Source organism: Sulfuriflexus sp. (genome assembly GCF_032250955.1).
GTDB lineage: Bacteria > Pseudomonadota > Gammaproteobacteria > AKS1 > AKS1 > Sulfuriflexus.
Genome location: NZ_JAVVES010000103.1, coordinates 1 through 5,341 on the forward strand (window position 1 = coordinate 1; position 5,341 = coordinate 5,341).

A 5,341-nucleotide genomic window follows, 5' to 3' on the forward strand; every position below is an offset into this window, starting at 1 on the left:
GGCTCCAGCAACAGGCCGGTGCCGAAGCACGGCAGCAGGTCCTGCAGGAGATGACTGCGCGGGCCCTCAGTCGGCAGCAGGCACTGCAAGCCAGTTTTGACAAGCAAAATGAACAGCTCGAGACACGCCTGAACCTGGAAAAAAGCGCCCGTGCCGAACTGGAACAGAGTCTTGAGCAATTGCGTACCGAGCTGGGTCGTGACCGCAATGCCTGGACGCTGGCCGAGGTTCGCTACTACCTGCGCCTGGCGAATACACGCCTGTTACTGCTCGCCGATGTGCCGAGCGCCTTGCGGGCGCTGGAGCTGGCGGATGCCCGCCTCAAGGCGCTGGCCAGCCCTGCCGTGCACAAGCTGCGCGCCCTTTTGAATGAAGAAATAAGCGCCCTCAAGGCTGTCCCCAGGGCCGATATCGAGGGTGCCAGCCTGCGTTTGATAGCCCTCACCGGGCAGGTCGAAGACCTGCCTATCGTGGCACCGGCACGCAGCAAGACACGTGCTGACGCGAAGGCCGCCGTTGCGGCACCGACGGATCCCTGGGACTGGCGGGGTCATGCCCGCGCCATCTGGGCGGAGTTGAAAACCCTGGTTACGATCCGGCGTACCGATCGGCCCGTTGACGCCCTGCTTCCCCCGGAACAACTGGTTTTCCTGCGACACAATTTGCGTCTGAAGCTGGAGGCCGCGCGCCTGGCCCTGTTGCAAAAAGATACCGACGTATTCCAGGCCAGCCTGACCGAGGCCGCTGACTGGGTTACGGCCTATTTTGATCCCGACGTCACTGCAGTAAAGAGCCTGCTCGAGCAATTAGCGGCGCTGGCTGAGCTGGAGTTACAACCTGCACTGCCTGATATCAGTCGTTCCCTGGCAGCGGTGGAGGCACTGGAAGAAGAACAGGCCAAGGCGAACGGTGGTAACTAGGCATGAAGCTGTTACTTAAAATCATTCTGGTTGCCCTCCTGGGTGCAAGTCTGGCGCTGCTTGCCAGGCAGGATAGTGGTTACGTGCTGATTTCGAGAACCCCGTGGGTGATCGAGATCAGCCTGATCCTGTTTGTCATCATTTTGTTCGCCAGTTTCATCCTCGGCTACTATTTAATCCGCTTTCTGGTCAACAGCTGGGGCCTGTCGAGGCGCGTGCATAACTGGCGTACGCGACGCAGCGTGATGCGGGCGCGGCAGAACCTGAACAAGGGTCTGATCGAACTGGCCCAGCGGCACTGGGACAAGGCAGAGAAATTATTGACCCGGCATGTCGAACATAGCGAGACCCCGCTGTTGAATTATCTGGCTGCGGCGAGTGCCGCCCAGGAACAGGGTGCCGATGTGCGCCGCGACCAGTTTTTGGCGAAGGCGCATGCAAGCATGCCCGGTGCTGATATTGCTGTCGGTCTGACCCAGGCCGACCTGCAGTTACGCCACGGCCAGCTCGAGCAGGCCCTGGCCACGCTCATGCACCTGCGTTCACTGGCGCCGAAGCATCCTCATGTACTGAAACTGTTGATGCGCCTGTATAGCGAGTTACACGACTGGGAGAGCCTGCATAAACTGATGCCGGAGTTGCGCAAGCGCCATGTCAGCGACGAGGCGAGCCTCGATGCCCTTGAGGCAAGGGTCTATGGTGAGCTGTTGAACGCCGCCACCGAGCAATCGCAGATACAGGCACTCTGGCAGCAGGTCCCGAAACGCCTGCGCTATGACGTGACCTTGTTGCAAGCTTACGTGCGCGGACTGCTGCGCTTCAATGCCGATGAAACAGCGATCACCGTGCTGCGCGACGCGCTCAAGAAGCAGTGGAACCATAAACTGTTACGCCTGTATGCGCGCTGCCAGTCCGTAGACGTGGCACGCCAGCTGAACTGGGCGGAACGCTGGTCGGCGGCGCACGGTAAAGACCCGGTGCTCCTCGAGGTGCTCGGGCAACTGGCAGTGCGCAACCAGCTGTGGGGCAAGGCCCGCGCCTGGTTCGAGGCCAGTCTTGGCCAGTCACCACACCCACGTACCTACCAGGCCCTCGGTGAACTGCTGGAACGCCTCGAAGAACCCGAGCGCGCGGCGGAGTGTTACCGCAAAGGCATCAAGCTAATCGACAAGGACTAGATTTTAGCTAATGGTTTTACATTGATGCGAGATATCGTTGTTCACGTGTTATAAACGCAAAGAACACAAAGGGAAATCTGAAAAAACTGCTGGCCGAGGAAGTTGTAGTAACCACAACGACGACAATTAACTTTTTCTTACCCTGTTTTAAATTTTAATTACTTCGCGCTCTTTGCGTCTCTGCGTACTTTGCGATTCAGACTCGATACATCCAGATAAACGCTCACCGGTCATTCTGGTGCGATCGGTATGACAGAAATAAAAAAGCGCGGTTTGTTCCGCGTTTCTCTTCGCGTAACGTCGTGTCCTTTGCGGTTAATGCATTTACTATTATTTTTACCGCGAAGTGCGCGAAGGAACGCAAAGTAGCACAGGATAAAATACGCTCCTTCTCCCTCCGGGAGAAGGTTGGGATGAGGGGATAAAGGTTCTTTAAAGGCGCGCTGAAAAGTCAGCGCGCGTTTTTTATTTCTTGCTGTCTTTGGCGTACTCGAACGAGTCGGAGAAGTAATGATCTTCGATCAGCCCCTTGGTGGCAAAGGCATCGAAGCCGGCATGTACCATCTGCGGCGGCCCGCCGGCATAGATATCAAAACCTGACAGGTCATCGAAATCAGCCATGATGGCCTCGTGCACATAACCGGTACGGCCCTGCCAGTTATCCTCGGGTTGCGGCTCAGACAAGACCGGCATATACGTGATGTTGTCGTGCTCCGCGGCCCATTTTGTCGGCAGTTCATGCATGTACAAATCGCGCTTGCTGCGCACCCCCCAGTAAAGGTGCATCGGCCGGGTACTGCCGATGTGCAGGGCGTGTTCGATGATGCCCTTGATCGGCGCAAAGCCGGTACCACCGGCCATGAAGATGATCGGGCGATCATTGTCTTCGCGCAGGTAGAAGCTGCCGAGCGGGCCTTCCATGCGTAACAGCGCCCTGGTCTCGAGGTGCTCAAAGACGAAGTCAGTAAACTCGCCGCCCTTGGCGTGGCGCACGTGCAGTTCGAGGTGTTCGCCGTCATGCGGGGCATTGGCAATCGAAAAGCTGCGGCGGTGGCCTGACTTGAGCAGAAAGTCGATATACTGGCCGGCGAGGAACTTGAAGTCGCTACCCTCGGGCAGTTTTAGCTCCAGCCGCATGACATCATGGGCCAGTTGCCGGGTATCAGTGACACGACAGGGCAATTTGCGAATCGGAATGCCGGCCAGCGCCTCGGCGACATGGGCCTCGATGCGGCAGTCCGAGCGGGCGTATGCCTGGCAGAGCAGAGCCATGCCCTCGGCCTCTTCGGTCTCGGTGAGTGCCTCGGGGCGCTCGTCTTCATAGATGATCTCACCCTCCAGCACATGCGCCTTGCAGGCCCCGCACAGGCCGTTGCGGCAGCTGTAGCTCAGGCCGACATGCTGGCGCAGGGCGGCATCGAGAATGGTCTCGTCAGGGTCTGCCGTAAATGTTGCCCCACCCGGTTCGATATGGATCTTGTAATTCATAACACTGTAATTAATATTGCGCGGGCGCACGGCCCAAACAAGCCTGACTGAAAGGCTCGGGATTATCGCTGATTTGAAGGCAGAGTTAAACATGCAAAACATAGTAATTACAGGTTGCGGCGACATCGGCCACCGCGTCGCCCGCCGTTGGCAGGCCAGAAAGGCCCGTGTGCGAGGGGTTTCACGCAATCGCGCAACCTGCGAGGCAATGCGCGCGAGCGGCATTGAGAGCGTGCCGGCAGACCTTGATGACCCCGCCAGCCTGGCGGGTTTAGTCGTCAACGGCGCGGTTGTTTATTATTTTGCGCCACCGCCACGCGAGGGCACGACGGATACGCGCCTGCGTAACTGGCTGGCGAGCCTGGATGAACACAACCTGCCGCAACGCATCGTCCTGATCAGCACCACGGCTGTGTACGGGGATACCGGCGGTGAATGGGTCACCGAGACCTCGCCCCTGCAACCCGGCACCGATCGAGGCCGGCGTCGCCTTGATGCCGAGACCACCCTGCAGAGCTGGGCCGACCGAACGGGTGTGCCGGTCGTGATCCTGCGTGTGCCGGGGATCTATGGCCCCAGCCGCCTGCCCCGGGCGCGACTGGAAAAGGGCCTGCCGGTACTGAACGAGGCCGAGTCCGGTTTTACCAACCGCATTCATAGCGAGGACCTCGCGGATATCTGCGTCGCCGCCGCCGAGCGTGGTGAACCCGGCGCGGTATATAACGTCTCCGACGGCCGGCCCGGCACGATGACCGGCTGGTTCAATGCGGTGGCCGATCACCTGGGCCTGCTGCGGCCACGGCAGATCTCCCTGGCCGAGGCACAGAACGAGGTCAGTGCCGGCATGCTCAGTTACCTGCAGGAATCGCGAAAGATCTCAAACAAAAAACTGCGCGAAGAGCTCGGCGTCGAGTTGAGGTTTGCTGATTTGAAGCTTGGCTTAAAGAATTGTGGATCGGATCAGGAACCAAGGTGACGTAATCCGACGGCTTCTTAAAGAGCAGTATAGTTTTTGAGAACAGGAGATATAAAGGCATTTGCAGTCAAACTAATACCCGGCATCCTGCAGGCGAATAAAAGTGAAGGCTTGGCGTTGCAGACTTTATACACGACAGGCAGGCCCGGAAATACATACGGGATTTTACGGGCATGGTAATCCTCATTTACAGTGTGCTCAATGCGTCCGGCAGTGATGAAATAAAATCGAGTTGGATATCAGTTTAATTACAAGTGATTATCATTTTTCACTGAAAAACATAAGTCATTCTTATGTAGAGTGTAAGTTCATTCGGTTTATCTCTGGATGCCTCCGCAGGTGAGGCGACGACTTATGGGTGACCCCGGTAATGTTTTCTTTACCCTGGGGCGGCCACCCATCCCTGTGCTTGCTAATCGTCGCAGCATGGCGGTAGTCTATACGATGGCGCACAACGGAAAACCCTGATTTCGATTAGGCTGTGTGCCGAAACAGTCACGTCAAAAGGGAAACGCAATGAAGCAAACGCAGCATGACTAGCGCACAATGGTTTTTACTCGTGGGCGGCTTGCTGTTCACCAGGGGCTTGACTGCGCCGATGCTCCAACGCTTGCCGGTCACCCCGGCAATTGTCTACCTGGCCGTGGGGCTGCTGGTCGGGCCGACGGTGCTCAATCTATTTCACTTCAACCCGCTCAAGGAATCGGCGCTGCTGGAAGTGCTGACCGAAGTGGTGGTGCTGATTTCGCTGTTTTCCGCCGGAGTCAAAATGCCCGTGC

General features: G+C 57.6%; 5 protein-coding genes. 4 read left to right on the plus strand and 1 reads right to left on the minus strand.

The annotated features are described in order from the left end of the window. Positions 1–920: uroporphyrinogen-III C-methyltransferase (locus RQ738_RS12975; protein ID WP_314165711.1), on the plus strand; the 920-nt coding region annotated here is incomplete at its 5' end. A 2-nt stretch (positions 921–922) separates the two neighbouring features. Beyond that, the gene (locus RQ738_RS12980) at positions 923–2,098 is read left to right on the plus strand and encodes a heme biosynthesis HemY N-terminal domain-containing protein (protein WP_314165713.1); all 1,176 of its coding nucleotides are present in this window, start codon (positions 923–925) and stop codon (positions 2,096–2,098) included. Between the two features lie 465 nt (positions 2,099–2,563). On the opposite strand, the gene RQ738_RS12985 is transcribed toward RQ738_RS12980, so the two are convergent. Next, the gene (locus RQ738_RS12985; RefSeq protein WP_314165714.1) at positions 2,564–3,586 is read right to left on the minus strand and encodes a CDP-6-deoxy-delta-3,4-glucoseen reductase; all 1,023 of its coding nucleotides are present in this window, start codon (positions 3,584–3,586) and stop codon (positions 2,564–2,566) included. A gap of 91 nt (positions 3,587–3,677) precedes the next feature. On the opposite strand from RQ738_RS12985, the gene RQ738_RS12990 reads away from it, so the two are divergent. Continuing rightward, on the plus strand, positions 3,678–4,562 hold the full coding sequence (locus RQ738_RS12990) for an SDR family oxidoreductase (RefSeq protein ID WP_314165716.1): 885 nt from the start codon (positions 3,678–3,680) through the stop codon (positions 4,560–4,562). Positions 4,563–5,094: 532 nt separating this feature from the next. Continuing rightward, a partial coding sequence (locus tag RQ738_RS12995) for a cation:proton antiporter (protein WP_314165717.1) occupies positions 5,095–5,341 on the plus strand: 247 nt, incomplete at its 3' end.

Bases quoted from the DNA above. Each gene is read 5' to 3' on its own strand.
- RQ738_RS12980 (WP_314165713.1), top strand. From the start codon at position 923: ATGAAGCTGTTACTTAAAATCATTCTGGTTGCCCTCCTGGGTGCAAGT.
- RQ738_RS12985 (WP_314165714.1), bottom strand. From the start codon at position 3,586: ATGAATTACAAGATCCATATCGAACCGGGTGGGGCAACATTTACGGCA.
- RQ738_RS12990 (WP_314165716.1), top strand. From the start codon at position 3,678: ATGCAAAACATAGTAATTACAGGTTGCGGCGACATCGGCCACCGCGTC.